Raw genomic sequence first — 25445 nt, forward strand, 5'->3', positions numbered from 1 at the left:
GTGCAGGCACGCGGGGTTTGTCAGTATCCGGGCTTGGCCCCTGCCCTGCGGCGGGCAAACAGGCCAGCCGTGCGGGCGCCCTGGCTGGCAAAGCGCTCGCGCCGCGCCACCTTGGGGTCCACCTGGAGCATACGATACAACTCTACGCGATCCTGCGCACGTAGGACATGGTCCAGCGCCACCTTGCGGCCCCAGATGCCGCATTGCAGCGTTTCATCCGCACCATCGGCAGCCAGCCAAGCCTGGACTTCAGCATGCTGCCACAGCGCCAGTGCCTCCCGCACCGTGCTGCCCGCAGGCAGATCGGCATGCTGGCTGATCACCGAGCGCGGCGCCGGCGCATAGGCCAGTTCCACCGGAATGCAGCCAGTCTCAGCCATAGACCTTCTTGGCGCGCTGGATAAAGGCGTCGACAAAGGTGCTGGTAATCTTCTCGAAGATCGGCCCCACCAGCATGGCCAAGGTGCGGCTGGAGAAATCGTATTCGATATCGAAATGGACGCGGCAGGCGCGCTGCGTACCATCACCCACCGGCTCGAAGCGCCAGCGCCCCTTCAGGTGCGAGAACGGGCCGCGCACCAGATTCAGTTCCACCTCGCGGTCGGGAACGTGCACATTGCGCGTGACGAAGCTCTGCTTCAGGCCCGCCATGGCAATGCCGATTTCCGCCACCATGCCATCGGGCGTATGCTCGAGCACACGGCCGAAATCGCACCACGGCAGAAACTGCGGATAGTCTTCGCACTTGATGACGAGCTGGTACATTTCCGCCGGGCTGTACCAGATGAGAACGGATTTGTGGACTGTTTTCATAGAATGCTGCTTTATGCCATTGTAAACACGGCATATGACAGGTAGTATGGCCGGCTTTCCCTGTGGCTCGGGCGGCCGTGACCTGTGTCCTCCCGGACCGGTGCAGTCGGCTTGATCCTCGGCACATAGCCCCCACCTGCCACAGAAGCACCCGCTCCACGTTTCCGGCGCGGCAGACCAGAACAACAAGATTCGCGCATCCGTCATGGCCACCAAGAAAAAAGCCCCCCCGCAAACCCGCATTGCAGAGAACAAGAAAGCTGCCTTCAACTATTTCTTCGAGGAGAAATACGAGGCAGGCATGGTGCTGCAGGGCTGGGAAGTGAAAGCCGTGCGCGAAGGCAAGGTGCAGCTCACCGACGGCTACGTGGTGGTGCGCGATGGTGAACTGTTCGTGATCGGCTGCCAGATCAACCCGCTCAAATCGGCGTCCACCCACGTCACGCCGGATGCCGTTCGCACCAAGAAGCTGCTGATGCACAAGAACGAGATCGAGCGCCTGATCGGCAAGGTCGAGCAGAAAGGCTACACGCTGGTGCCACTCAACCTGCACTGGAAGAACGGCCGCGTCAAATGCGAAATCGCCCTCGCCAAGGGGAAGGCCGAGCACGACAAGCGCGACACCATCAAGGAACGCGAGGGCAAGCGCGAGGTGGAACGCGCGATGAAGAGCCGCAACCGCTGAAAACGCGTCCTGCGCCGCAGGACGACCGGCCCAGCCGTTCACCATGAAAAAGCCCCGCAGCAAATTGCTTGCGGGGCTTTCTTGACCGGGCTTCAGCGTCAGACGTTCTCGGGCACTTCCGGCAGATGCGCCATGGCCTCGGCCATCGCCTCTTCCGCGTACACCTCGTTCTGCAGATCGCCTTCGAAGTAGCGGGTGTAGGCCGCCATGTCGAAGTGGCCGTGGCCGCTCAGGCAGAACAGGATCGTCTCGGCCTTGCCTTCACGCTTGCAGCGCAGCGCTTCCTCGATCGCGCCCTTGATGGCGTGGTTGGATTCAGGCGCCGGCACGATGCCTTCGTGGCGAGCGAACAGTACGCCGGCCTCGAAACACTCGCGCTGGCCGTAAGCCACCGCTTCCATCAGGCCCAGTTCCTTCACATGCGACACCAGCGGCGCCATGCCGTGGTAGCGCAGACCACCAGCGTGGAAGCCCGGCGGCGTGAAGGTGGAGCCCAGCGTATGCATCTTGGTGATGGGCGTCATGTGGCCGGTATCACCAAAGTCGTAGGCGTACTTGCCACGCGTGAGCGACGGGCAGGCCGTGGGCTCGACCGCCACGATGCGCGGCTTCGGCCCGCCACGCAGCGCCTGGCCCATGAACGGGAAGGCAATGCCGGCAAAGTTGGAGCCGCCGCCGGTGCAGCTTAGCACCACGTCCGGATAGGCATCGGCCATCTCCATCTGCAGCATGGCTTCCTGGCCGATGATGGTCTGGTGCAGCAGCACGTGGTTCAACACGGAGCCCAGCGCGTACTTGGTATCGTCACGTTGTGCGGCAATTTCCACGGCTTCGCTGATGGCGATGCCCAGACTGCCGGTATGGTCCGGGCTCTCGGCCAGCACCTTGCGACCGTATTCCGTCTCGTTGGACGGCGAGGCGATGCAGCGCGCACCGTAGGTTTCCATCACGGCGCGGCGGTACGGCTTCTGGTCGTACGACACGCGTACCTGGAAGATTTCCACGTCCAGGCCATAGAGCGAACCGGCAAACGCCAGCGAGGTGCCCCACTGGCCGGCACCGGTTTCGGTGGTCAGGCGCTTCACGCCGGCTTCCTTGTTGTAGAAGGCCTGCGGAATGGCAGAGTTGGGCTTGTGGCTGCCAGCCGGGCTCACGCCCTCGTACTTGTAGAAGATCTTGGCGGGCGTATCCAGCGCTTTTTCAAGGCCATGGGCACGGTAGAGCGGCGCCGGGCGCCACAGGCGGAACACGTCACGCACGGGTTCGGGGATCTCGATCTCGCGCTCGGTGCTGACTTCCTGCTGGATCAGCGACATGGGGAACAGCGGCGACAGGTCATCCGGACCCACCGGCTGCATGGTGCCGGGGTGCAGCACGGGCGGCAGCGGCACTGGCAGGTCGGCCTGGATGTTGTACCAGAACTTGGGAATCTGCTCTTCGTCGAGCACGTACTTGGTTTGCTTGCTCATGGGGAACTTTCAAAATCGGCGCAAGGACGCAACCGGGAGCGCTGTGGCTCCCGGTTCCGGCGTTTACTTCAGGGATGCGAGCGGGTGCACGCTGGCCGGCCAGGGGCTCTCGAAAAAGGCCTCGATCATCTCGGGCGTGACGTCCTCCACGCGCGGGGGATCCCACTGCGGGTTGTTGTCCTTGTCCACCACCAGGGCGCGGATGCCCTCGATGATTTCGCTGCTCACCGCCTTGCGGCCCATGTGCTGCGGGAAGAAGCAGTGGCGCACCAGATCACGCTCCATGCGCAGGTCTTCGGCCAGCGTCATGCCGCGGGCGCGGCGGATCTGCTCGAACACCACATGCAGCATCAGCGGCGAACGCTTGCGCAGTGCCTGGGCGGTTTTCTGTGCCCATGCGTTGTCGGTAGCGGCCTCCAGAGCCTTCAGGATGGCGTTGAAATCGCCGGCACCGAAGAATTGCTCGGCCTCCTCGCGCGCCTTGGTAAAAGCCTCGCTCACGGCGGGAGCCGGTTCGCACTGGCCGCGCAGCCATTGCCGGGCCGCCTCACCGGACGAAAAGTCCTGCTCGCCCAGCGCCTGCCACACTTCAGCCTGGCGGCTGCTGGAAAGGAAATGGTCACCCCAGCCGATGCTCAGACCGTCGCCGCCCATCACGTGGTCGCCAGCCAGACCCAGCCACTCTCCTGTGTGGCCCGGGCAACGGCTCAGGAAATAGCCGCCACCCACATCGGGGAACAGGCCGATCAGGGTCTCGGGCATGGCCATGCGCGTGCGCTCTGTCAGGATGCGGTCGGTACCGCCCTGGCTGATGCCCATGCCGCCACCCATCACGATGCCGTCCATGAAGGCGATATAGGGCTTGCCCAGGTTCGGGATCAGATTGTTGAGGGTGTATTCCTCGGTGAAGAAGTCCTCGATCTCGGGGTTGCCATGCTCGGCTTGCTCATGGAAAAAGCGGATGTCGCCACCGGCACAGAAGGCGCCGAAGGGGCCTTCCTTGTTGCTGCCGCGGATCGCGATGGCCTTGACTGCCGGGTTGTCCTTCCAGTCCAGCAGGATCTCGTACATGGCGCGCACCATGGCGAGCGACAAGGCATTGAGCGCCTTCGAACGGTTGAGGGTGATGAAACCGACACCACCTCGTACTTCTTCCAGCACGTCCGTGGTGGCCCATTGTCTCGCTTGCGTCATTCCGATTGTCTCCATCCGAGGATTTCATTGAGGGCGAGCGCGACTATGACCAGCGCGCCGCCGATGGCTACGTTGGGGCCAGGAATTTCGCCCGCACCCCACCAAGTCAGAAGTATGCCAAAAATTATCTCGAGCAAAGCCAGAAGCGACAGTTCCGGTGCATGCAATACGCGCGAAGCCACCACCGCCATGCTGCAAGGAATGGCCAACTGCACCATGCCGAGCAGCGCGAGCCAGCCCATGTCCGCAAGAGTGGCCTGAAAGGGAATGGCAAATGGCAGACATATCAGTGCCGAAAGCGCGGCGCCGATCAGCAGTGCAGGAACCATGTCGCGGATGGCCGGAGCGGGCATCTGTTGAGGCAGGACGTCTTCTGTTGGTAGCACTTGCGCCTTGCTCCCTTGATCCGGCATAACGCCCTGCTCGATCAGCAATTCGGTCGTAAGCCGCTGTGGCGTCAGTCTACGAACGCGCTGCTGCTCGCGCTGCATCAGGATCCATTGCGCGGAAGCGCCCACCGGAACCAACAGCGCAATCAGCGAACCGATCAGCTTGCGATCGTGCCCCAAGGTAAGCTGCGCGGCGTAGATGTAGAAAATTCCAGCTCCTGCCGTCGCAATGGCCATCCAGGTGCGGCGCGGCAAGGGGTTGCCGAGTACGAAGCGGTTCACCAGCGCCGTGAATACCGGCCCGAGCGCCGAAAGCACCAGCACGTTGGCCACGGTGGTAAAACTCAGCGCCATCATGAAGGCGGTAAACATGGTGGCCCAGCACAAACCGGACAGCCACAGCACCGGTTCGCGCCATGGAATGCGGCCGAAAAATCCCGGCCCGCGCCACCAGCGAAGCAACAGCAGCATGGAAGCCAGCGCCAGCACGCTGCGCCAGAAGGTGATCTCGAAACCCTGTGCCCCCGTGATCTGGCGCGTGAACACCCCCGCCGTAGCCCACAGCAGCGTGGCCAGCGTCATCACGACAACCGCGCGCCGGTGGCTCATGGCGGCAGGCAACAGGGAACGCAACAACATCGCACACCAGACGGAAAAAAGCGGAGCCGAGGCTCCGCAGATTCAGGAAACCGGGAATCCTCCCGGTCGGGATCAGACGGCGCTCTCGCGACTGGCGCGCTTGCGTTCGTGCTCTTTCAGATGACGCTTGCGCAGGCGGATGCTCTTGGGCGTGATCTCCACCAGCTCGTCGTCCTCGATGAACTCCACGCCGTATTCCAGCGTCAGCTCGATCGGCGGCGTGATCTTGATCGCGTCTTCCTTGCCGCTCACGCGGAAGTTGGTCAGCTGCTTGGTGCGCGTGGCGTTCACCACCAGGTCGTTGTCGCGGCTGTGGATGCCGACGATCATGCCTTCATACACCGGGTCGCCGGCCTTCACGAACATGCGGCCGCGGTCGTCCAGCTTGCCCAGCGCGTAGGTGAAGATTTCGCCATCATCCATGGAAATCAGCACGCCGTTCTTGCGGCTGCCGATCTCGCCACGGTGCTCCTCGTAGCCGTCAAAGATGTTGGCGATCAGGCCGGAACCGCGCGTCAGGTTCAGGAATTCGTTGGTGAAGCCGATCAGGCCGCGCGCCGGAATGCGGTATTCGAGGCGCACACGGCCACGGCCGTCCGGCTCCATGTTCACCAGTTCGCCCTTGCGCTCGCCCAGGGCCTGCATCACGCCGCCCTGGTGGCCTTCCTCGATGTCGGCGGTGACCAGCTCGATCGGCTCGCACAGCACGCCGTCAATTTCGCGGAACACCACGCGCGGCTTGGACACGGCCAGCTCGTAGCCTTCGCGGCGCATGTTTTCCAGCAGGATGGTCAGGTGCAGTTCACCACGGCCGGACACTTCGAAAATGCCGTCCTCGTTGGTTTCCTTCACGCGCAGCGCCATGTTGGCCTGCAGTTCCTTCTGCAGACGGTCCCAGATCTGGCGGCTGGTCACGAACTTGCCTTCGCGGCCGGCCAGCGGGCTGGTGTTGACGCAGAAGTTCATGGTCAGCGTCGGCTCGTCGACCTTCAGCATGGGCAGCGGGCGCGGATCGTTGACGTCGGTCACGGTCACGCCGATGCCGATCTCGTCGATCCCGTTGATCAGCACGATGTCGCCGGGACGGGCTTCCTTGACCTGCACGCGGTCCAGACCCTCGAAGGTCAGCACCTGGTTGATGCGGCCCTTGGTCTGCTTGCCGTCCGGGCCTTCCATCACCAGCACATCCATGCCGGGGCGCACGGTGCCGGAGTTGACACGGCCCACGCCGATGCGGCCCACGAAGGTCGAGAAATCGATGGCAGAAATCTGCAGCTGCAGCGGCTCGCTGGCATCCCCTTCGTGCGACGGCACATGCTTCAGGATGGTGTTGAACAGGGCCGACATATCCTTGCCCCACTGCTCGCCCGGCACGCCCTCTTCCAGCGACGACCAGCCGTTGATGCCGGAAGCGTACACCACCGGGAAGTCCAGCTGCTCATCAGTCGCGCCCAGCTTGTCGAACAGGTCGAAAGCGGCGTTGATCACCTTGTCCGGATCGGCGCCCGGCTTGTCGACCTTGTTCACCACCACGATGGGCTTTAGGCCCAGCGCCAGCGCCTTCTTGGTCACGAAGCGTGTCTGCGGCATCGGGCCTTCCTGGGCGTCGATCAGCAGCACCACGCCGTCCACCATGGACAGCGCGCGCTCCACCTCGCCACCGAAGTCCGCGTGGCCGGGGGTGTCGATCACGTTGATGTGGGTGCCTTCCCAGCTCACGGCGCAGTTCTTGGCCAGGATGGTGATGCCACGCTCGCGCTCGATGGCGTTGTTGTCCATCACGGTGTCGACGACTTTTTCGTGATCGGCAAAGGTGCCGGACTGGCGCAGGAGCTGGTCGACCATCGTGGTCTTGCCATGGTCGACGTGGGCGATGATGGCGATATTGCGGATTTGGGTACTCATGGAAACAATGCTTTTTGGAAGATGGGAGATTTGTTTGTTATAGGGTGGCTCAGGCCGGCAAGTCGGGAGGGTGCTGCGCCAAGGCCTGGGTGATTTCGAGCGGGCTCAGCAGCCGAGTCGGAATCAGCTGGCCGGCGTGGGCATGGGCGGTGCCCAGCAACACACGCTCCACGGCAACACCGGGCGCAGGCGGCGGTCCGTACACAGCAAGGTGGTCGGCATCCGGCCATGTGCCGCGACGGCGCAGGCCGGTCAGAAAGCGTGCTGCATCATCTGCAGCGAGCATGACAGGAGCATGGCCGGTGAGCAGAATGTCCACCGGCTGCAACGCCTGCAGGCGCTCCGCCTCGTTCATGGCTTCGAGCGCTTCCAGCGTGACGCAGCCCTCCAGACCGAACACGCCGGTCTGCACGCGGCGCAGGCCGATCAGGTGGGCGCCACAGCCAAGTGCGGCGCCGATGTCTTCGGCCAGCGTGCGGATGTAGGTGCCCTTGCTGACGGCGGCATACAGCTTGATGACGGTGCCCTCGGGATGAGCCTGCAGGATGTTCTCCGGCACTGCCTGGCGCTCCAGGCGGAACACGGTGATAGAGCGTGCCGGTCGTTCCACCGTCTCGCCGGCACGCGCGTATTCGTACAGCGCCTTGCCGTCCTTCTTGAGGGCCGAATGCATGGGTGGCACCTGCTGCTGCGCGCCCGTGAAACGCTCAAGCACGGCAGCGATATCGGCATCGCTCACGGCAACCTGCTGCTCCTGCAACACCTCGCCCTCGGCATCGCCGGTGGTCGTGGTAATGCCCAGACGCAGCGTCGCCTCGTAGGCTTTGTCGGCATCGAGATGCATCTGGCTGAACTTGGTCGCCGCGCCAAAGCACAGCGGCAGCACGCCGGTGGCCAGCGGATCGAGCGTGCCGGTATGGCCGGCCTTCTCGGCGCGCAGCAGCCACTTGACCTTCTGCAAGGCCTGGTTGCTGGACAGTCCGAGCGGTTTGTCGAGCAACACCACCCCATGCACAGGGCGGCGCTGCACCCTGGTACGTGGAGCAGCAGTCATGGTTTATTCCTCGTCTTTGGAACGGGAAGAGACTGCCTTGGCAATCAGTGCGTTCATGTCGGCCGCGCGCTCCTGCGTGCGGTCGTAGATGAAGTGCAGCGTCGGCACGGTATGGATGTGCAGGCGCTTGAACAGGCCGTTGCGCAGATGGCCGGCCGCGTGGTTGAGGGCTTCCTCGGTCTGCACCGGGTCGCCGGTGAGCACGCTGAAGTACACCTTGGCATGGGCGTAGTCAGGCGTGACTTCCACGCCCTGCAGCGTGATCATGCCGACGCGGGGATCCTTGAGCTCGCGCGCGATCAGTTCCGCCAGATCGCGCTGGATCTGGTCGGAAACCTTGTAGCTGCGGTTGGTCGGGGATTTCTTCTGTGCCATTTACAGCGTACGCGCCACTTCCTTGACTTCGAAGAATTCGAGCTGGTCGCCTTCCTTGATGTCGTTGTAGTTCTTGAGCTTGATACCGCACTCGAAGCCTTCCTTGACCTCGCGCACATCGTCCTTCATGCGCTTGAGGGAGTCCAGCTCGCCGGTATAGATCACCACGTTGTCGCGCAGCAGGCGGAAGTTCGCGCTGCGCGTGACATGGCCGGAGGTGACCATACAGCCCGCCACGGTACCGATCTTGGACGCCACGAACACGGTACGAATCTCGGCGTGACCAATGATCTCTTCCTTCTTGTCCGGCGTCAGCATGCCGCTCATGGCCGCCTTCACGTCATCCACGGCGTCGTAGATGATGTTGTAGTAGCGGATGTCGATGCCGTTGCCTTCGGCCGCCTTGCGGGCGTTGGCGTCGGCACGCGTGTTGAAGCCGATCACCACCGCGTTGGAAGCGATGGCCAGGTTGATATCGCTTTCGCTGATACCACCCACGGCCGCGTACACCACCTGCACCTTGACTTCGTCGGTAGACAGCTTGATGAGCGAGGATGCCAGCGCTTCCTGCGAACCCTGCACGTCGGCCTTGATGATGATGGGCAGGGTCTTGACCTCGCCCGCCTCCATGTTGGCGAACATGTTTTCCAGCTTGGCGGCCTGTTGCTTGGCCAGCTTGGTATCGCGGAACTTGCCGGAACGGTAGGTGGCGATTTCGCGCGCACGGCGCTCGTCGGCCAGCACCTGGAATTCGTCGCCGGCCTGCGGCACTTCGGTCAGGCCCTGGATTTCCACCGGGATGGACGGGCCGGCCGACTTGGTCGGCTTGCCGTTTTCGTCGTTCATGGCCCGCACACGGCCCCAGGTCTGCCCAGCCAGCACCACGTCGCCGGTCTTGAGCGTACCGGACTGCACCAGCACGGTGGCGACCGGACCGCGGCCCTTGTCGAGCTGGGCTTCCACCACCAGGCCCTTGGCCATGGCATCGATCGGCGCCTTCAGTTCCAGCACTTCAGCCTGCAGCAGCACGTTCTCGAGCAGCTCGTCGATGCCCATGCCGGTCTTGCTGGACACGGCAACGAACGGGGAGTCGCCACCGAATTCTTCCGGCACCACTTCTTCGGCCACCAGTTCGCCCTTGACGCGCTCGGGGTTTGCTTCGGGCTTGTCTGCCTTGGTCAGTGCGACCACGATCGGCACACCGGCCGCCTTGGCGTGTTTGATGGCTTCACGCGTCTGCGGCATCACGCCGTCGTCGGACGCACAGACCAGAATCACGATGTCGGTTGCCTGGGCACCGCGGGCACGCATGGCAGTAAACGCCTCGTGGCCGGGAGTATCCAGGAAGGTGACGATGCCACGCTCGGTCTTGACGTGGTAGGCACCAATGTGCTGCGTGATGCCGCCAGCTTCTGCGGCCGCAACCTTGGCGCGGCGGATGTAGTCCAGCAGCGAGGTCTTGCCGTGGTCAACGTGTCCCATCACGGTCACGACCGGGGCGCGCGGCAGCAGTTCGGCATTTTGTGCTTCCACCTCTTCCTGGGTGAAAGCTTCCGGATCGTCCAGCGCCGCCTGCACCGCCACATGGCCCATTTCTTCCACCACGATCATGGCGGTGTCCTGGTCCAGCGGCTGGTTGATGGTGACCATCTGGCCCAGCTTCATCAGCACCTTGATCACTTCGGAGGCCTTGATGGCCATCTTGTGTGCCAGTTCGGCCACGGTGATGGTCTCGGGCACGTGGATCTCGAGCTGCTTGAACTCGGCCGGTGCCTGCGGCTCGCGACGCTCGTCACGGCCACGGTCGTTGCGGCGACCGCCGCCACGCGGGCCGGAGCGCCAGTTGCCACCGCCACGGTTGCCGGCAGAGGTGTCGCCACGGGTCTTGATTTCGCCCTTCTTCTTGCTGTCGCCGTCGCCGGCCCAGCTGGAGGAAAGCTTGGCGGATTTGACTTCCTTGGCGCCTGCGCCAGCGGCGGGAGCGGCTGTGGCACCCGCCTTGGGGGCGGGCTTGGCATCGGCCTTGGCAGCCGGCTTGTGCAGCGTGCCCTTGGCAGGCTTGGGTTCTTCCGGCTTCTTGGCCGTCAGCACCTTGGCCGGCGCATTCATCATGGCACGGATGGCTTCTGCCTCGGCCAGGGCCTTGCGGCGACGCTCTTCCAGTTCCTTGGCGCGCTTGGCTTCCTCGTCCACGCGTGCCTGGCGCTCGGCTTCGGCCTTGGCCTTGGCTTCGGCCACGGCAGCTTCCGCCTGGGCCTTGGCATCGGCAGCAGCGCGCTGGCGTGCTTCGGCAGCCTCACGCGCAGCCGCTTCACGCTCGGCGCTGGCAGCACGTGCATTCTGGATGGCAGCCACTTCGGCCTCGGCGCGGGCGCGGGCTTCGGCACGGGCCTTTTCCGGATCCACCGGCTCGGCGGCCTTGCGGGCCGCTTCAGCCTCGGCAGCGGCGCGCGCCTGGGCAGCAGCCTCGGCTTCGGCACGGGCACGCTCCTCGGCTTCGCGCGCTTCCTGCTCTTCGCGCTGGCGGCGGCGCTCGGCCAGCTCTTCCTCCTGGCGGCGGATCAGCTCGGCCTGGCGGCGCGCTTCTTCCTCGCGGCGCAGCAGCTCTTCGGTATCCACGGCCGGAGCAGCGGCTTCCGGTGCTTCGGTCTCGTAATCGTCACGCTTGATCAACGTGCGCTTCTTGCGCACTTCCACCTGGATGGTGCGGGCCTTGCCGGTGGCATCGGCCTGCTTGATCTCGCTGGTGGACTTCTTGGTCAGCACGATCTTCTTGCGCTCGCCACCCATGCCGTGGGCAGCGCGCAGGTAGTCACGCAGCTTCAGCTTGTCGGTTTCGCTCAGGATATCGGAGGCAGCGTTCTTGTTCACGCCGGCACTCTGGAGCTGGTCCAGCAGGGCCTGGGGCGTCTTGTTCAGTTCAGCGGCAAATTCGGCGACGGTTGTATTTGTTGACATATGGTTGCTCACCCCTTTCCTTAGGCCTGATCCTGGTCGAACCAGTGCTCGCGGGCTTTCATGATGAGCGCAGTCGCCTCATCCTCGGTCTGGCCGGTCATCTCGACCAGCTCGTCGGTCGCCAGATCGGCCAGTTCGTCACGTGTATGCACGCCACCCTGGGCCAGCTTGGCCAGCAGGTCGGGCGTCATGCCTTCCAGGTCGCGCAGATCGAGCGAGGTTTCCTCGACGCTCTCTTCGCGGGCGATTTCCATGGTCAGCAGGGCATCCTTGGCACGGGCGCGCAGCTCGTTGACGGTGTCCTCGTCGAACGCCTCGATTTCCAGCATTTCCTGCAGCGGAACGTAGGCGACTTCTTCCAGGCTGGTAAAGCCCTCTTCGATCAGGATGTCGGCGATTTCCTCGTCCACATCCAGCTTGCTCATGAACAGCGAGCGCAGCTCCTGCTGCTCGGTGGCCTGCTTCTCGGCAGATTCGGCCGCGTCCATGATGTTGATTTTCCAACCCGTCAGGTCGGAGGCCAGACGCACGTTCTGGCCGCCACGGCCGATGGCAACGGCGAGGTTTTCCTCGTCCACCACCACGTCCATGGCATGCTTTTCTTCGTCCACCACGATGGACTGCACGTTGGCCGGTGCCAGTGCGCCGATCACGAACTGGGCCGGATCCTCGCTCCACAGCACGATGTCCACGCGCTCGCCGGCCAGCTCGTTGGTGACGGCCGTCACGCGGCTGCCGCGCACACCGACGCAGGTGCCAATCGGGTCGATACGCTGGTCATGCGCCACCACGGCGATCTTGGCACGGCTGCCGGGATCGCGGGCGCAGGATTTGATCTCCAGCAGGCCCTGTTCGATCTCGGGCACTTCCTGGCGGAACAGCTCGACCATGAACTCGGGCGCGGAACGCGACAGCAGGATGGGAGCGCCACGCAGCGTGGTGTCCACTTCCATGATCATGGCGCGGATGCGGTCGCCGGTGCGGAAGTTTTCCTTCGGGATGGTTTCGCTACGGCGCAGGCGGCCTTCCACGCGGCCGCTCTCGACGATCAGGTCGCCCTTGTCCATGCGCTTGACGGTGCCGGTGAAAATCTTCTCGCCACGCTCCATGAACTCGCGCAGCAGCATTTCGCGCTCGGCATCCCGGATGCGCTGCAGCACGACCTGCTTGGCCGTCATGGCACCGATACGGCCGATCGGCACGGACTCGACCTGCTCCTCGATGTAGTCATCCACGGCAATGTCGGCGATACGATCCTGCGCATCCATGAGCAGCTCTTCCGCATCGGGATTCTGCAGGCCGGCCTCGTTGGGCACGACCAGCCAGCGGCGGAAGGTTTCGTATTCGCCGCTTTCACGGTCGATGGCGACACGGATGTCGACCTCGCCGTTGTACAGCTTCTTGGTGGCCTGGGCCAGCGCCATTTCGATGGCACCGAACACCACGTCACGGTCGACGTTCTTTTCGCGGGCAATCGCCTCGACCAGCATCAACAGTTCGCGATTCATTGTGGTTTACTCCGTATCTTGTGCGTCGTTTCCGGGACGGGCTTGTTCTTGTTCGGGATGGGCGGGTGCCGGCTTGCGGCGCCCCTTGAAGTCGACCACCGGTGCCAGGCGGGCTTCGCGCACTTCATCGAGCACGAACCCCAGGGCCTGCAGCGGCGGCGGCGCCTTTTTCTTGCTCACGCGCTGGCCGGGCTTGACCGGCGGCGCATCGCTCCAGACGATTTGCCAGCCGGCTTCGGTCTGCTCCAGCGTGCCGCGGAACTTCTTGCGGTTGGCGGCAATGCTGGACTCGTTCGGGCCGATCGGCTCTTTCAGCGTGATGTCGACCTCTTCGCCGACAAAGCGCAGGAAATCGTTGCCATGGCGCAGCAGGCGGTCGATGCCGGGCGAGGACACCTCGAGGCGGTTGTAGTCGATACCGTCCACTTCCAGCGCGTACTGCAACTGGCGTGTGACCTTCTCGCAGTCCTCGATGGTGACGAACTGCTCGGGCAATGCGGCCTGCTCGGGCGTCCAGGGCAAATCAATGGTAATGCGCAGCAATCCGCCTGCCGAGCGTTCAATCTCGACCAGATCCAGGCCCAATCCTTGTACTGTTTGCTCGACCAGACTTTGTAGCGACACGCCTTGCCTTTATGTTCCCGTGTTTCAAAATTTACGGCAACCTGTTGATTCTGCAAACAAACTTCAGGCCGCCCAGCCCCCATTTCCGAGCGTGAACAAAAAAAATGGGCGGGTAAAAACCGGCCCATTTTGCGTGCACGCTTGGTGGTGATGGGCGAAATTATAGCCCAGAGCAGCCTTCTGTACAAGGTGCCGCGCATGCGATTGCGTTGCGAGGACGCCATGCCCTGCACGGGGAATATGCATGCCTTCGTTTGCCGACTGTACCGATACCCCTTGCCGCCGTGCGACAATGCGCTTTTTGCAGGCGCGCGCGTGGGGCATGGAACATGGGCTCTCGCGGCAATTTTTGCGCCACCCGAATATTGCAACCATCCCACTCAGACAAGACAAGAGGAAGAATCCATGGGTTTCCTGTCCGGCAAGAAACTGCTGATTACCGGCGTGCTCTCCAACCGTTCCATCGCCTACGGCATCGCCAAGGCCTGCCACGAACAAGGTGCCGAACTGGCTTTCAGCTATGTGGGCGAGCGCTTCAAGGACCGCATCACCGAGTTTGCCGCCGACTTCGGCTCGAATCTGGTGTTTGACTGCGACGTGGGCGATGATGCCCAGATCGAGAAGCTGTTTGCCGACCTGTCGCAAGTGTGGCCCAAGTTCGATGGCTTCGTGCACAGCATCGGCTTTGCGCCGCGCGAGGCGATTGCCGGCAACTTCCTCGACGGTCTGAGTCGCGATGCCTTCAAGATCGCGCACGAGATCAGCGCGTACAGCTTCCCGGCCATGGCCAAGGCCGCCCTGCCCTACCTGAACGACAAGTCCGCGCTGCTGACGCTGACCTACCTGGGTGCCATGCGCACCATTCCCAACTACAACACCATGGGCCTGGCCAAGGCCTCGTTGGAAGCCTCCGTGCGCTATCTGGCCGAAGCCCTGGGCCGCACCGACGATGGCCGTACCATCCGCGTGAACGGCATCAGCGCCGGCCCGATCAAGACGCTGGCGGCCAGCGGCATCAAGGACTTCGGCAAGCTGCTGGCCTTCATGGCCACGAACGCCCCGCTGCGCCGCAACGTGACGATCGAGGAAGTGGGCAACGTGGCCGCCTTCCTGCTGTCCGACCTGGCCTCCGGCATGACGGCCGAGATCAGCTATGTGGACTGTGGCTTCAGCCAGACGGCCGGCCTGAGCTCCGACTACCAATAAGCATCCGGACCGCCAGGATGCCGCGGCGTCCTGGCGGTCCACGCGCCTCTGGCGTGGCTCGCCGCACCCGCCCCTGCGGGAGGCGTGCTTCAAGCGGCGTCAGTGCAAGGCGCAGTGACTCACCCCGGAAAAAAAGCGCCTGACGTGCAAGGACATCAGGCGCTTTTTCTTGGCTGAACCGTTTGTCAGAACTGGTTCGTGAACGGCGTATGCTGCTGCGCCGCGATCATGTCATCCATGGTCAGCGGGCGGGCCGCCTTGGAGCGCGAACGGCGGCGTCCGGGAACCGGCTGCTCCATCACGCAGTCGGCATAGAAGCGGACTTCGCCCTTGTCGTCCAGCTGCTTGACCAGGCCGTGGATATCGGTCTCGAAGCCCGGGCACTGCTTGGCAAACTCGCGCGCGAACTTCAGGTAATCCACGATCTGGCTGTTGAACACCTCGCCCGGAATCAGCAGCGGGATGCCCGGCGGATACGGTGTGACCAAGCCCACCGTGACGCGACCTTCCAGGTGATCGACCTCCACGCGCTCGGTCTGGCGGCGGGCGATGTGGTCGTAAGCATCCGAAGGCGTCATGGCCGGCGTCAGCTCGGACAGATACATGTCGGTCGTCAGGCGCGCGATGTCGTACTTGGCGTACATCTCGTGTACGTACTGGCACATGTCGCGCAGGCCCATGCGCTCGTAGCGGCGATGCTGCTGGCAGAACTCCGGCAGGATGCGCCACATCGGCTGGTTCTTTTCGTAGTCGTCCTTGAACTGCTGCAGCGCGGTGAGCAGCGTGTTCCAGCGGCCCTTGGTAATGCCGATTGTGAACATGATGAAGAAGCTGTACAGGCCGGTCTTTTCCACCACCACGCCGTGCTCGGCTAGATACTTGGTGACGATGCTGGCCGGAATACCGTTCTGCTCGAAGGTGCCATCCAGCTTGAGGCCTGGAGTGACGATGGTCGACTTGATCGGGTCCAGCATGTTGAAGCCGTCAGCCAGTTCGCCGAAACCGTGCCACTGCTGCGCCTTCTTGCCCTTGCCCTTGGAGCGGATCACCCAGTCATCGGCGCGGCCGATGCCCTCATCCGCAAGCTCATCGGGGCCCCAGACCTGGAACCACCAGTCGTTCTTGCCGAATTCTTCCTCCACCTTGCGCATGGCGCGGCGGAAGTCCAGCGCCTCGACGATGCTCTCTTCCACCAGAGCGGTGCCGCCGGGCGGCTCCATCATGGCCGCGGCCACGTCGCAGCTGGCGATGATGCTGTACTGCGGCGAGGTGGAGGTGTGCATTAGGTAGGCTTCGTTGAACAGGTAGGTGTCCAGCTTGCGTTCCTGCGAATCCTGCACCAGCACGTGGCTGGCCTGGCTGATGCCGGCCAGCAGCTTGTGGATGGACTGGGTGGAATACACCATGGTCTTTTGCGGGCGCTCGCGCTTGCGGCCCATGGCGTGGTACGTGCCATAGAACGGGTGGAACGAGGCGTGCGGCAGCCAGGCTTCGTCGAAGTGCAAGTTCTCCACATAGCCGTCCACCAGGTTCTTGATGGTTTCGGTGTTGTAGAGCACACCGTCGTAGGTGGACTGCGTCAGCGTCAGGATGCGCGGCTTGACCTTCTTCGGATCCACGTCCTTGAGCAGCGGGTTGGCCTTGATCTTGGCCATGATCGCCTCGGGTTCGAACTCGCTCTGCGGAATCGGGCCGATGATGCCGTAGTGGTTGCGCGTGGGACGCAGGAACACCGGGATCGCGCCGGTCATGATGATGGCGTGCAGGTTGCTCTTGTGGCAGTTGCGGTCCACCACCACCACGTCGCCAGCGGCCACGGTGTGGTGCCACACCATCTTGTTGGACGTGGAGGTGCCGTTGGTGACGAAGAAACAGTGGTCGGCATTGAAGATGCGCGCCGCATTGCGCTCGCTCTCGCCGATGGCGCCGTTGTGGTCCAGCAACTGGCCCAGTTCTTCCACGGCGTTGCAGACGTCGGCGCGCAGCATGTTCTCGCCGTAGAACTGGTGGTACATCTGGCCGATGGGCGACTTCAGGAACGCCACGCCGCCGGAGTGGCCCGGGCAGTGCCAGGAGTAGGAGCCGTCTTCGGCATAGTCCAGCAGCGCGCGGAAGAACGGCGGCTGGATGCTTTCCAGGTAGGCCTTGGCTTCGCGGATGATGTGGCGCGCCACGAACTCGGGCGTGTCCTCGAACATGTGGATGAAGCCGTGCAGCTCGCGCAGCACATCGTTGGGCAGGTGGCGGCTGGTTTTGGTCTCGCCGTAGACGTAAATCGGCACGTCTTCGTTCTTGCGGCGCACTTCCTCGATGAAGGCGCGCAGGCTGAGCACGGCCGGGTCCAGATCGGGGCCGGTGGAGAATTCCTCGTCATCGATCGACAGAATGAAGGCACTGGCGCGGCTTTGCTGCTGGGCAAACTGGCTCAGGTCGCCATAGCTGGTGACGCCCAGCACTTCGAAACCCTCGCTCTCGATGGCTTCGGCCAGGGCGCGGATGCCCAGGCCGGAGATGTTCTCGGCGCGGTAATCCTCGTCAATGATGACGATGGGAAAACGGAATTTCACGGGATGACTCCAGTTCTGGAAAACAGCAATAGGGGGATAAGGCAGAATGATACGTGCGTGCACCGTGTTGCAGCGCCGCAAACTGCAATTTCGTACCCTCGGGCAGTGGTAAACGCCCCGGGTTGCAGCAAGCATGCCACCATGGCGGCCGGATGCGCGGCCGCAGTGGCCTTTTTCCGTGGACAAGGAGCCTGCATGGACAACGCGACTCTCTGGTGGATCACTGCCGCACTGCTGGTTGGTGCGGAGCTGCTGACCGGAACCTTTTTCCTGCTGATGATTTCGCTGGGCGCCGTGATGGCCGCCCTGCTCTCCTATCTCGGGCTGCCGCTGTCGGGGCAGATTGCCAGTGCAGCCATCGTCAGCAGCCTGGCCGTGGTGATCTGGTTTGTGTTGCGCAGCCGGCGCAAGGGAACGCCTGCACCAACGCGTGCCAACGCAACGCGCAACAAGCTGGATATAGGCGGCACGGTGATGGTGGAGCAATGGCTGCCCGATGCTACGGCGCAGGTCTTCTACCGCGGTGCACCGTGGACGGCAGTTGCCGCCCATGCCGACGCCGGTGGGCAGCCCGGCCAGCACCGGGTGGTCGACATTGTGAACAACCGGCTGGTGGTCGAGCCAATTGCGCCTGCCGGGCCCGTGTGACGAGGCTTGTCACGTGCGTAGGCTATAGTGCAAGCCTTGTGCCGTCCTTGTGAACGGCGTTCCTGTTTCCAAACCGGAGATTTGCAGATGGAATACGCCATCGTCCTGCTCGCCGTCGCCGTCATCTTCATCGCACAGACGCTCAAGGTCGTGCCCCAGCAAAATGCCTGGGTGGTGGAGCGCCTCGGCAAATACCATGCCACGCTCAACCCCGGCCTCAACTTCCTGCTGCCCTTCATCGACCGCGTGGCCTACAAGCACAACCTGAAGGAAATTCCGCTGGACGTGCCCAGCCAGGTCTGCATCACGCGCGACAACACGCAGCTGACCGTGGACGGCATCCTCTACTTCCAGGTGACCGACGCCATGCGCGCCAGCTATGGCTCGAGCAACTACATCATGGCCGTGACGCAACTGGCGCAGACCTCGCTGCGCAGCGTGATCGGCAAGCTGGAACTGGACAAGACCTTCGAGGAGCGCGAGATGATCAACGCGCAGGTGGTCAATGCGATCGACGAAGCCGCGCTGAACTGGGGCGTGAAGGTGCTGCGCTACGAGATCAAGGACCTGACGCCGCCGGCAGAGATCCTGCGTGCCATGCAGGCGCAGATCACGGCGGAGCGCGAAAAGCGCGCCCTGATTGCCGCGTCCGAAGGACGTCGCCAGGAGCAGATCAACATCGCCACCGGTGAGCGCGAGGCCTTCATTGCCCGCTCCGAGGGCGAGAAGCAGGCTGTGATCAACAACGCAATGGGTGAGGCGGCTTCCATCACGGCGGTGGCAGATGCCACGGCCCAGGCGATCGAACGCGTGGCTGCAGCAATCCGTCAGCCGGGTGGCGAGCAGGCCGTGCAGCTGAAGGTGGCCGAAAAGGCCGTGGAAGCCTACAGCCGCGTGGCGGCGGACGCGACCACCACGCTGGTGGTGCCCGGCAACATGACGGAAGTGTCGACCCTGATTGCCTCCGCCATGAAGATGGTGCAGGCGCAGCGGCCACAGTGAGTGTCTTTTTTCAGAAAACTTGCGCGGCCGGTGACAAGCAGGGTTTTTCCCTGCTAGAATAGCGGTCTTCTGGAGAGGTGGATGAGCGGTTTAAGTCGCACGCCTGGAAAGCGTGTGTAGGTTAATAGCCTACCGCGGGTTCGAATCCCGCCCTCTCCGCCAGAACACGAAAACCCTTGCAAATCATTGATTTGTGAGGGTTTTTTATTTTGGCAATGGCTCGCCTCGCCGCTCGAAAGCTCCCACGTGGCGGATCAATGCAATCCGAATTGATATTGCATTGCAGCATCGCCACCACGCTTCACAGTTCTGCCACAGAAGCGTCACCCCGATTTAATACCACGCCGGTAACTTACCGGACATGCAACAAGTCCAGTCCATCTTCATCTCCGACATTCATCTGGGCACGCGTGCCTGCCAGGCCGATCGCCTGCTGGATTTCCTGCAGGAGCACCACGCGGAAAACATCTTCCTGATTGGCGATGTGGTGGACTTCTGGGCCATGAGCCGCAGCATCTACTGGACACAAACGCAGAACCACGTCGTCCAAAAACTGCTGCAGCGCGCCCGCGCCGGCACCCGCGTAGTGCTCATTCCCGGCAACCACGACGAAATCCTGCGCGAATACTGCCAGACCGTGTTCCTCGAGATCGACGTGCAGCGCGAACTGGTCCACCAGACGGTCGATGGCAAGCGCTACCTGCTGATCCACGGCGACCAGTTCGATCAGGTAACGCAGCACCACAAGTGGGTCGCCGTGCTTGGCGACAAGGCCTATGAAGCCCTGGTCAACCTCAATACCTGGTTGTCGTGGGTGCGCCGCAAGCTGGGCATTTCTGGCTACTGGTCCCTGGCCGGCTACGCCAAGCGCAAGGTCAAGACGGCGCTCAACTTCATCTTCGATTTCGAGGAGTCCGCCACCTATCACGCGCGCGAGCGCAATCTGGATGGCGTGATCTGCGGCCACATCCACTGGGCTACCATCCGCGAAATCGACGGCCTGCAGTACGTCAATTGCGGCGACTGGGTGGACTCCTGCACCGCCATCGTGGAGCATCTGGACGGCCGTCTGGAACAGATTACCTGGGATGACCGCGAAACCTCGCGCACGCCCGCAACTCCCATGGGTGCTACGGTCGAGGCCTGAATGCGGGTCCTGATGGTATCGGATGTCTATTTTCCGCGTGTCAACGGCGTCTCCACCTCGATAGAAACCTTCCGCACCAGCCTGCCCAGGCATGGCGTGCAGGTGCACATGGTGGCTCCGCGCTACGGCAACGAAGCCGACACCGCAGACATCGAACGGGTCCGCGGCTGGCAGGTGCCCGGCGATCCCGAAGACCGTCTGCTGCACTGGCGTGCCATGCATCGCGCCGTGCTGCTTGCCGCCGGGGATTGCGATCTGATCCATATCCAGACCCCCTTCGTGGCCCACTATGCAGGCCTGAAGGCGGCACGCGCCCTGAACAAGCCTGTCATTGCCACCTACCACACGCTGTTCGAGGAATATCTGCACCACTATGCGCCCATGCTCCCTGCACGCTGGCTGCGCGGACAGGCGCGCGCCTGGTCGCGCCGGCAGTGCAATGCGCTCGATGCCGTCGTGGTGCCCTCCTCCGCCATGCGTGCGCGCCTGCAGGAATACGGCGTGACCAGCGCCATGCATGTGTTGCCCACGGGCATACCGGTGCAGAACTTCGCCAATGCCGACGGTACCGCGTTTCGTGCCAGGCACGGCATTGCGGGAACGCGGCCCGTGGCGCTGTTCATCGGCCGTGTGGCGCACGAGAAAAATATCGGCTTCCTGTTGCAGGCGCTTCAGCACGCCCTGCCCCTCCGCCCGGATCTGCTGCTCGTGATTGCCGGCGAAGGCCCGGCACGCACCGAACTGCAGCAGCAGGTGGCACGGATGCAGCTGCAGGATTCCGTGCAGTTTATCGGCTATCTGGAGCGCGAGCGCGAACTGCCTGCCTGCTATGCCGCCGCCGACGTGTTTGCCTTTGCCTCGCTCACCGAGACGCAGGGTCTGGTGCTGCTGGAGGCCATGGCCGCGGGCACGCCCGTGATCGCCCTGGCAGAAATGGGCACCGCCGACATTCTGGATGCTGCCCCCTGCGCTATCGTTCCACCGGCGGATCCCGCCGCTTTCGGCCAGCAACTGGGCGAGCTGTTCAACAAGCCACAGCGCCTGGACCGGCTGCGTCAGCAGGCACACGCCTATGCCAATGCCTGGTCGGACAGCGCCATGGCGGGCAAGCTGGCCAGGCTGTACCGCTCGCTGGCCGAAGCCTGACTGATCAGCATCAGGCCTCGCAGACGAAGCGCCCTGCACCCCGAGAGCGCGGAAGCAAGGGCGTAACGCCCACGCCCCCGCAATCAGAACATCAATACTTGAGGTTGAGCTGCATCACCGTAGTGCTGCCGCTCACTTCATTGCCCACCAGCAGCAGCGGCTTGCCATTGGGCGACTGCTTTGCCGGGATGAATGCCAGGCCCTCCGGGCCCAGATCGCCTGCCGCCACGGTGGATGGATCCTTGGTCGTCCAGTCCTCGCGCGTATTCAGGTAGTCGACAAACGTCGGCGCGGACGGATTGGTGATGTCATAGGCCAGCACACCCCCCATGCGCTCAAGGCCGACAAAGGCAAAGGTCTTGGTGCCGATCTTGCCAACCACCACGCCCTCGGGTTCCGGACCCTTGTTGTCGCTGCGGTTGTCCATCGAACTGCCTGCTTCGTGGTTGGAGTTGAAAAAGTCCTTGCAGGCGACGGTACGCCCCGCCCCCAGCTTGCAGGCATCGCTGGCAAAGAACTTCTCGATGGCGTCGCCCGAATCCCAGACGAGCTCGCCCTTGTCATTCCAGATCGAGAAGGAGCGCGCACCGTAGGCGTACAGCTTGTCGTACATCAGGCGATCGCCAGCCGGATCCTGCACTCCTTTGGCGTTGTAATACACCGGCTTGCCATCGGCACCCCTCTGGTAACCCTGGATCCAGGTAACCGTCAGGCGGCCGAGGTTGCCATCATCACGGCAGGCACCCGGATTGCCGGCGATGGCGCCGCAATAACCGAAGACAGCCGGATTGAGCAAACCACCCTTGGCCAGCGCATTGAGCTGCGGCGGCAAATCGTCTCCGGCACGGCCGCTCCAGCCCTTGGCATTGATCAGGTGCTTGACGCGGAATTCTTCCACAAACCCCTTGCCGGCATCCCCTGTCCAGTAGGCGTCGTCGTCTTCGCCCCAGGCGCGGGCATCCCCTTCGTTGGCGGTCACCAGATAGGTCTTGCCACCTGCACTGTAGGAGGCAATGGCATCGGGCAGATACATGCCCAGCACGCCCGGCCAGGTGCGGATATCGGCCTTCAGGTCGGCATCCGATGCATCCAGGCCCTTGCCCTCGGCACCATGGTCCTTGTAGCCAAACGGCACCACATCGCGCACCTTGGCGGCATCGATGTCGATGATGGCCAGGGCATTGTTTTCCTGCAAGGTGGCCCAGGCCGTCTTGCCGTCTGCGGAGACGGCGATGTACTCGGGCTCGAAATCGCTGGCGGCATTGGCGCCAGGACCGAAGATGCGGATACCCTTGGCGCGCAGCTCATCTTCACGCCCGTTGTAGGCAGTGAAGTCGGCGGTGCGCACGACCGGATTCCGGACGTTGTCGATATGGATGATGCTGACCGAGCCTTCCGGATCGGTCTGGTAATCGTTGCTGGGTTCGGCTTCGTTGGCCGTGAGTACGCGACGTCCATCCGGCGTAAATGTGATCATGTCGGGCTGCGCGCCAACGGCAACATGGCTGAGCAGCGTCAGGTCGGAAGCACGGAAAAACGCAACGCGGCCGCCTTCCGTCTTGGGCTGCGCCTGGATGGCTACGGCAACAATGCCGCCATGCACTGCAACGCTGTTGATTTCGGAATCAGCCAGTACCGCTGCGGATGCCAGTTCACCCACTTTCTTCGGCTTGGCAGGGTTGCTCAGGTCCAGCACATCCACCTTGCCGGACTGCGCATTGACCACGAACGCGCGCCTGGAGGCGGCATCATAGGCAGGAATTTCCGCCGCACTCTTGCCGAACACCCCAGTTTCGAAGCCACCGATTTTCTCCAGCGTGAAAGAGACCGGCGTTGCCTCCTCGGCCGGCTTGACCGGACCGACACCTCCTCCCCCGCCACAGGCAACAAGAGCTGCAGCAGACAACACGCTGATGGAAAACGCCTGGACAATGGAGCGTACTTGCATTGAAATGACCTCTTTGCTGGATGAAGTTCGGGAATGGTTACATACAGTAACCACTCCATGTTTCAGTCCGGTGACATCTCTCCGTCCATGTCCTTCACTGCCGACCTTTTCGAGCCCGCCGACGCTGCCGAGCGCATTCCGCTTGCGGCCCAGGCCGTGCTGCTGCGTGGCTTCGCGCTGCCGCAGGCCGAGCAACTGCTGCGGGATATCGCCCGCCTGCATGCCCAAACGCCTCCGCGCTGCATGCAGGTTCCAGGAGGAAAAACCATGTCCGTCGGCATCAGTAACGCGGGTGCCGCAGGCTGGACATCGGACACGCGCGGCTATCGGTATACCGCCACCGATCCCGCCAGCGGAAATCCCTGGCCGGCGCTGCCTGAGAGCTGGAAAGTGCTGGCGCAATCCGCCGCACAGGCAGCCGGCTTTGCCGGTTACGAACCCGACGTCTGCCTGATCAACGAATACCCGATGGGCGCGCGCATGGGCCTGCACCAGGATCGTGACGAACGCGACCTGCAGGCGCCCATCGTGTCCGTCTCGCTGGGCATGAGCGCCACTTTCCAGTTTGGCGGCCTGCGACGCAGCGATCCCGTGCAGCGCGTGCTGCTGCACCATGGCGATGTGGTGGTGTGGGGAGGCGCAGACCGGCTGCGCTACCACGGCGTGCTGGCCGTGCGGGGCGAGCCGCACCCGCAAACCGGCGCGCGCCGGCTCAACCTGACCTTCCGCAAGGCGCTCTGAACACCTTTGTTGCCGACCACAAAGCAAAAAGCCAGTGCAATTGCTTGCACTGGCTTTTCTTGTATGGAGCGGGAAACGAGGCTCGAACTCGCGACCTCAACCTTGGCAAGGTTGCGCTCTACCAACTGAGCTATTCCCGCGGAAGCCGCTATTGTATGCTGATTTTTTCGATTTTTGCAAGCAAGGCAAAAAATTCCGGAAAAATCTCAGGCGGCGGCCTTGGCGCCGTGGTGAACGATCAGCACGGAGTTGTGGGCGTGCGAAACCACGCGCTGTGCCACGCTGCCCAGCATCAGCTTCTCGACGCCGCGGCGACCATGCGAGCCCATCACGATCACGTCGGCGCCGACTTCGTCGGAGGTGTCGATGATGCCCTTCCACACGGCGTAGGCATCCACCGTCACGGTGTCGACCGTCACGCCTTCGGCTGCGAATGCTTCTGCCACTTCCTTCAGGGCCTGCTCGGCTTCGGTATTGACTGCGGACAGGTACTGGGCCTGGCCGAAGGCAAAGTCGGGGCCTGCGCTGGCGAAGGGATACGGATCGAGCACGTAGAGCGCCGTCACCTTGCTGCCGAAGGCCTTGGCCATGGCAAGAGCCTTGGTAACGGCCAGCGATGCAGTGCTGGAACCATCGACCGGCAGAAGAATGTGCTTGAACATGTTGACTCCTCTCTATAGTTGAAGGGCTGCGCACAGAGCCAGCCAATGCGTTGTTTCTGTGCCTAGTGTAACCGCAGCCGTCCCCCTGTTCCTGACCGGCATCAAGCGACGTGCACAACGCTGTGATTACACTATCGACTGACATCCGGAATGCATAGGGAGAAGCATGTGAGCACACTGCAATGGAGCGATGATCTGGCGCTGGGCGTAGGCGCCATGGACCAGACCCACATCGAATTCGTGGATCTGCTGGCCGAGGTGCAGCAGGCCCCCGACGACACCCTGCTGGCCAAGTGGGAAGAACTGATCGATCACACCCAGGTGCACTTCGACAACGAAAACCGCTGGATGGTGGAAACCCGTTTTGCCGCCGGCAACTGCCACACCACGCACCACAAGGCGGTGCTCGACGTGATGCGCGACGGCCTGCGCTATGGCCAGCAAGGCCACCGCAACATCGTGCGCCAGATGGCCGCCGAACTGACCACCTGGTTCCCGCAGCATGCCGACAGCATGGACGCCGCGCTGGCCTGGCACCTCAAGCGCGTGGGCTACGACCCGGTCAGCGGCAGCATCGCCCACCCCGAGCTGTTGCCCGGCGAGCTGATCCATGGCTGCGGCGGCGAAACCTGTTCCGACGAAAACGTGCCTGCCGCAGACACGGCCCCCACTCCTGCCAGCGCCTGACCCGCCGCCGCCTGCCGGCCAGATTGCTGTGCCCCTGATGCGCAGGCTGCGTGCCTGCGCCGCGCTGTATCATCCACG

At 63.1% G+C, this 25445-nt stretch carries 22 protein-coding genes and 2 tRNA genes; 9 read left to right on the forward strand and 15 right to left on the reverse strand.

Annotated features, from left to right (window positions below):
- Window positions 1–20: 20 nt before the first annotated feature.
- Window positions 21–380: an RnfH family protein gene (locus ACX36O_RS07025; RefSeq protein WP_091814688.1), complete on the reverse strand. Its 360-nt coding sequence runs from the start codon at window positions 378–380 to the stop codon at window positions 21–23.
- Entirely contained in the window at window positions 373–813 is a 441-nt protein-coding gene (locus tag ACX36O_RS07030; protein ID WP_091814685.1) for a type II toxin-antitoxin system RatA family toxin, read from the reverse strand. The genes ACX36O_RS07025 and ACX36O_RS07030 overlap by 8 nt, the downstream gene beginning before the upstream one ends.
- Window positions 814–1018: 205 nt before the next feature.
- On the opposite strand from ACX36O_RS07030, the gene smpB reads away from it, so the two are divergent.
- Window positions 1019–1498, forward strand: a complete 480-nt coding sequence (gene smpB, locus ACX36O_RS07035; protein WP_091814683.1) for an SsrA-binding protein SmpB — start codon at window positions 1019–1021, stop codon at window positions 1496–1498.
- Window positions 1499–1596: 98 nt separating this feature from the next.
- Here smpB and ACX36O_RS07040 read toward each other — a convergent pair whose 3' ends face one another.
- The 9 genes from ACX36O_RS07040 to rimP form a co-directional block, all read right to left on the reverse strand.
- The gene (locus tag ACX36O_RS07040) at window positions 1597–2967 is read right to left on the reverse strand and encodes a TrpB-like pyridoxal phosphate-dependent enzyme (protein WP_371686693.1); all 1371 of its coding nucleotides are present in this window, start codon (window positions 2965–2967) and stop codon (window positions 1597–1599) included.
- Between the two features lie 63 nt (window positions 2968–3030).
- Window positions 3031–4161, reverse strand: a complete 1131-nt coding sequence (locus tag ACX36O_RS07045) for an enoyl-CoA hydratase/isomerase family protein (RefSeq protein ID WP_091814677.1) — start codon at window positions 4159–4161, stop codon at window positions 3031–3033.
- Entirely contained in the window at window positions 4158–5132 is a 975-nt protein-coding gene (locus ACX36O_RS07050) for a DMT family transporter (protein WP_091815543.1), read from the reverse strand. The genes ACX36O_RS07045 and ACX36O_RS07050 overlap by 4 nt, the downstream gene beginning before the upstream one ends.
- Before the next feature lie 129 nt (window positions 5133–5261).
- The gene (gene typA, locus ACX36O_RS07055; RefSeq protein WP_091814674.1) at window positions 5262–7094 is read right to left on the reverse strand and encodes a translational GTPase TypA; all 1833 of its coding nucleotides are present in this window, start codon (window positions 7092–7094) and stop codon (window positions 5262–5264) included.
- A 49-nt stretch (window positions 7095–7143) separates the two neighbouring features.
- Window positions 7144–8148 (reverse strand): tRNA pseudouridine(55) synthase TruB, encoded by a 1005-nt coding sequence (gene truB / locus ACX36O_RS07060; RefSeq protein WP_488359553.1) that lies wholly within the window; start codon window positions 8146–8148, stop codon window positions 7144–7146.
- 3 nt (window positions 8149–8151) lie between these two features.
- Window positions 8152–8523, reverse strand: coding sequence for a 30S ribosome-binding factor RbfA (gene rbfA / locus ACX36O_RS07065; protein ID WP_213360752.1), 372 nt, complete (start codon window positions 8521–8523; stop codon window positions 8152–8154).
- Complete coding sequence (infB, locus tag ACX36O_RS07070) at window positions 8524–11481, reverse strand: translation initiation factor IF-2 (RefSeq protein ID WP_371686690.1); 2958 nt, start codon at window positions 11479–11481, stop codon at window positions 8524–8526.
- Window positions 11482–11501: 20 nt separating this feature from the next.
- Window positions 11502–12989 carry a transcription termination factor NusA gene (nusA, locus tag ACX36O_RS07075; protein WP_371686689.1) on the reverse strand — a complete coding sequence of 496 codons (1488 nt, stop codon included), beginning with the start codon at window positions 12987–12989 and terminating at the stop codon, window positions 11502–11504.
- A gap of 6 nt (window positions 12990–12995) precedes the next feature.
- Complete coding sequence (gene rimP, locus ACX36O_RS07080) at window positions 12996–13613, reverse strand: ribosome maturation factor RimP (RefSeq protein WP_371686688.1); 618 nt, start codon at window positions 13611–13613, stop codon at window positions 12996–12998.
- A 405-nt stretch (window positions 13614–14018) separates the two neighbouring features.
- On the opposite strand from rimP, the gene fabI reads away from it, so the two are divergent.
- The gene (gene fabI, locus ACX36O_RS07085) at window positions 14019–14819 is read left to right on the forward strand and encodes an enoyl-ACP reductase FabI (RefSeq protein ID WP_371686687.1); all 801 of its coding nucleotides are present in this window, start codon (window positions 14019–14021) and stop codon (window positions 14817–14819) included.
- Between the two features lie 185 nt (window positions 14820–15004).
- Here the strand turns inward: fabI and ACX36O_RS07090 are convergent, their stop codons facing one another.
- Window positions 15005–17386: an Orn/Lys/Arg family decarboxylase gene (locus tag ACX36O_RS07090; protein WP_371686686.1), complete on the reverse strand. Its 2382-nt coding sequence runs from the start codon at window positions 17384–17386 to the stop codon at window positions 15005–15007.
- A 195-nt stretch (window positions 17387–17581) separates the two neighbouring features.
- On the opposite strand from ACX36O_RS07090, the gene ACX36O_RS07095 reads away from it, so the two are divergent.
- The 5 genes from ACX36O_RS07095 to ACX36O_RS07115 all read left to right on the forward strand — a co-directional run bounded on the left by ACX36O_RS07095 (window position 17582) and on the right by ACX36O_RS07115 (window position 21329).
- Window positions 17582–18034: an NfeD family protein gene (locus ACX36O_RS07095; protein ID WP_213360756.1), complete on the forward strand. Its 453-nt coding sequence runs from the start codon at window positions 17582–17584 to the stop codon at window positions 18032–18034.
- Between the two features lie 87 nt (window positions 18035–18121).
- A complete protein-coding gene (locus ACX36O_RS07100) occupies window positions 18122–19036 on the forward strand; it encodes an SPFH domain-containing protein (protein ID WP_213360757.1) in 915 nt (304 codons plus the stop codon).
- A 71-nt stretch (window positions 19037–19107) separates the two neighbouring features.
- Window positions 19108–19198, forward strand: a tRNA-Ser gene (locus ACX36O_RS07105).
- 199 nt (window positions 19199–19397) lie between these two features.
- Window positions 19398–20183, forward strand: a complete 786-nt coding sequence (locus ACX36O_RS07110) for a UDP-2,3-diacylglucosamine diphosphatase (RefSeq protein WP_371686685.1) — start codon at window positions 19398–19400, stop codon at window positions 20181–20183.
- Window positions 20184–21329 (forward strand): glycosyltransferase, encoded by a 1146-nt coding sequence (locus ACX36O_RS07115; RefSeq protein ID WP_488359554.1) that lies wholly within the window; start codon window positions 20184–20186, stop codon window positions 21327–21329. It begins immediately after the preceding gene.
- A 91-nt stretch (window positions 21330–21420) separates the two neighbouring features.
- Here the strand turns inward: ACX36O_RS07115 and ACX36O_RS07120 are convergent, their stop codons facing one another.
- Window positions 21421–23277 carry a choice-of-anchor I family protein gene (locus tag ACX36O_RS07120; RefSeq protein ID WP_371686682.1) on the reverse strand — a complete coding sequence of 619 codons (1857 nt, stop codon included), beginning with the start codon at window positions 23275–23277 and terminating at the stop codon, window positions 21421–21423.
- A gap of 87 nt (window positions 23278–23364) precedes the next feature.
- Between ACX36O_RS07120 and alkB the strand changes: the two genes are divergently transcribed.
- A complete protein-coding gene (gene alkB, locus ACX36O_RS07125) occupies window positions 23365–24018 on the forward strand; it encodes a DNA oxidative demethylase AlkB (protein ID WP_213362683.1) in 654 nt (217 codons plus the stop codon).
- 64 nt (window positions 24019–24082) lie between these two features.
- Here the strand turns inward: alkB and ACX36O_RS07130 are convergent.
- Window positions 24083–24158 (reverse strand) — tRNA-Gly (locus ACX36O_RS07130).
- A gap of 66 nt (window positions 24159–24224) precedes the next feature.
- Window positions 24225–24680 (reverse strand): universal stress protein, encoded by a 456-nt coding sequence (locus tag ACX36O_RS07135; protein WP_213360762.1) that lies wholly within the window; start codon window positions 24678–24680, stop codon window positions 24225–24227.
- 168 nt (window positions 24681–24848) lie between these two features.
- Between ACX36O_RS07135 and ACX36O_RS07140 the strand changes: the two genes are divergently transcribed.
- Complete coding sequence (locus tag ACX36O_RS07140; protein WP_371686680.1) at window positions 24849–25367, forward strand: hemerythrin domain-containing protein; 519 nt, start codon at window positions 24849–24851, stop codon at window positions 25365–25367.
- Window positions 25368–25445 lie beyond the last annotated feature (78 nt).

This window comes from Brachymonas sp. KE5 (assembly GCF_057773645.1).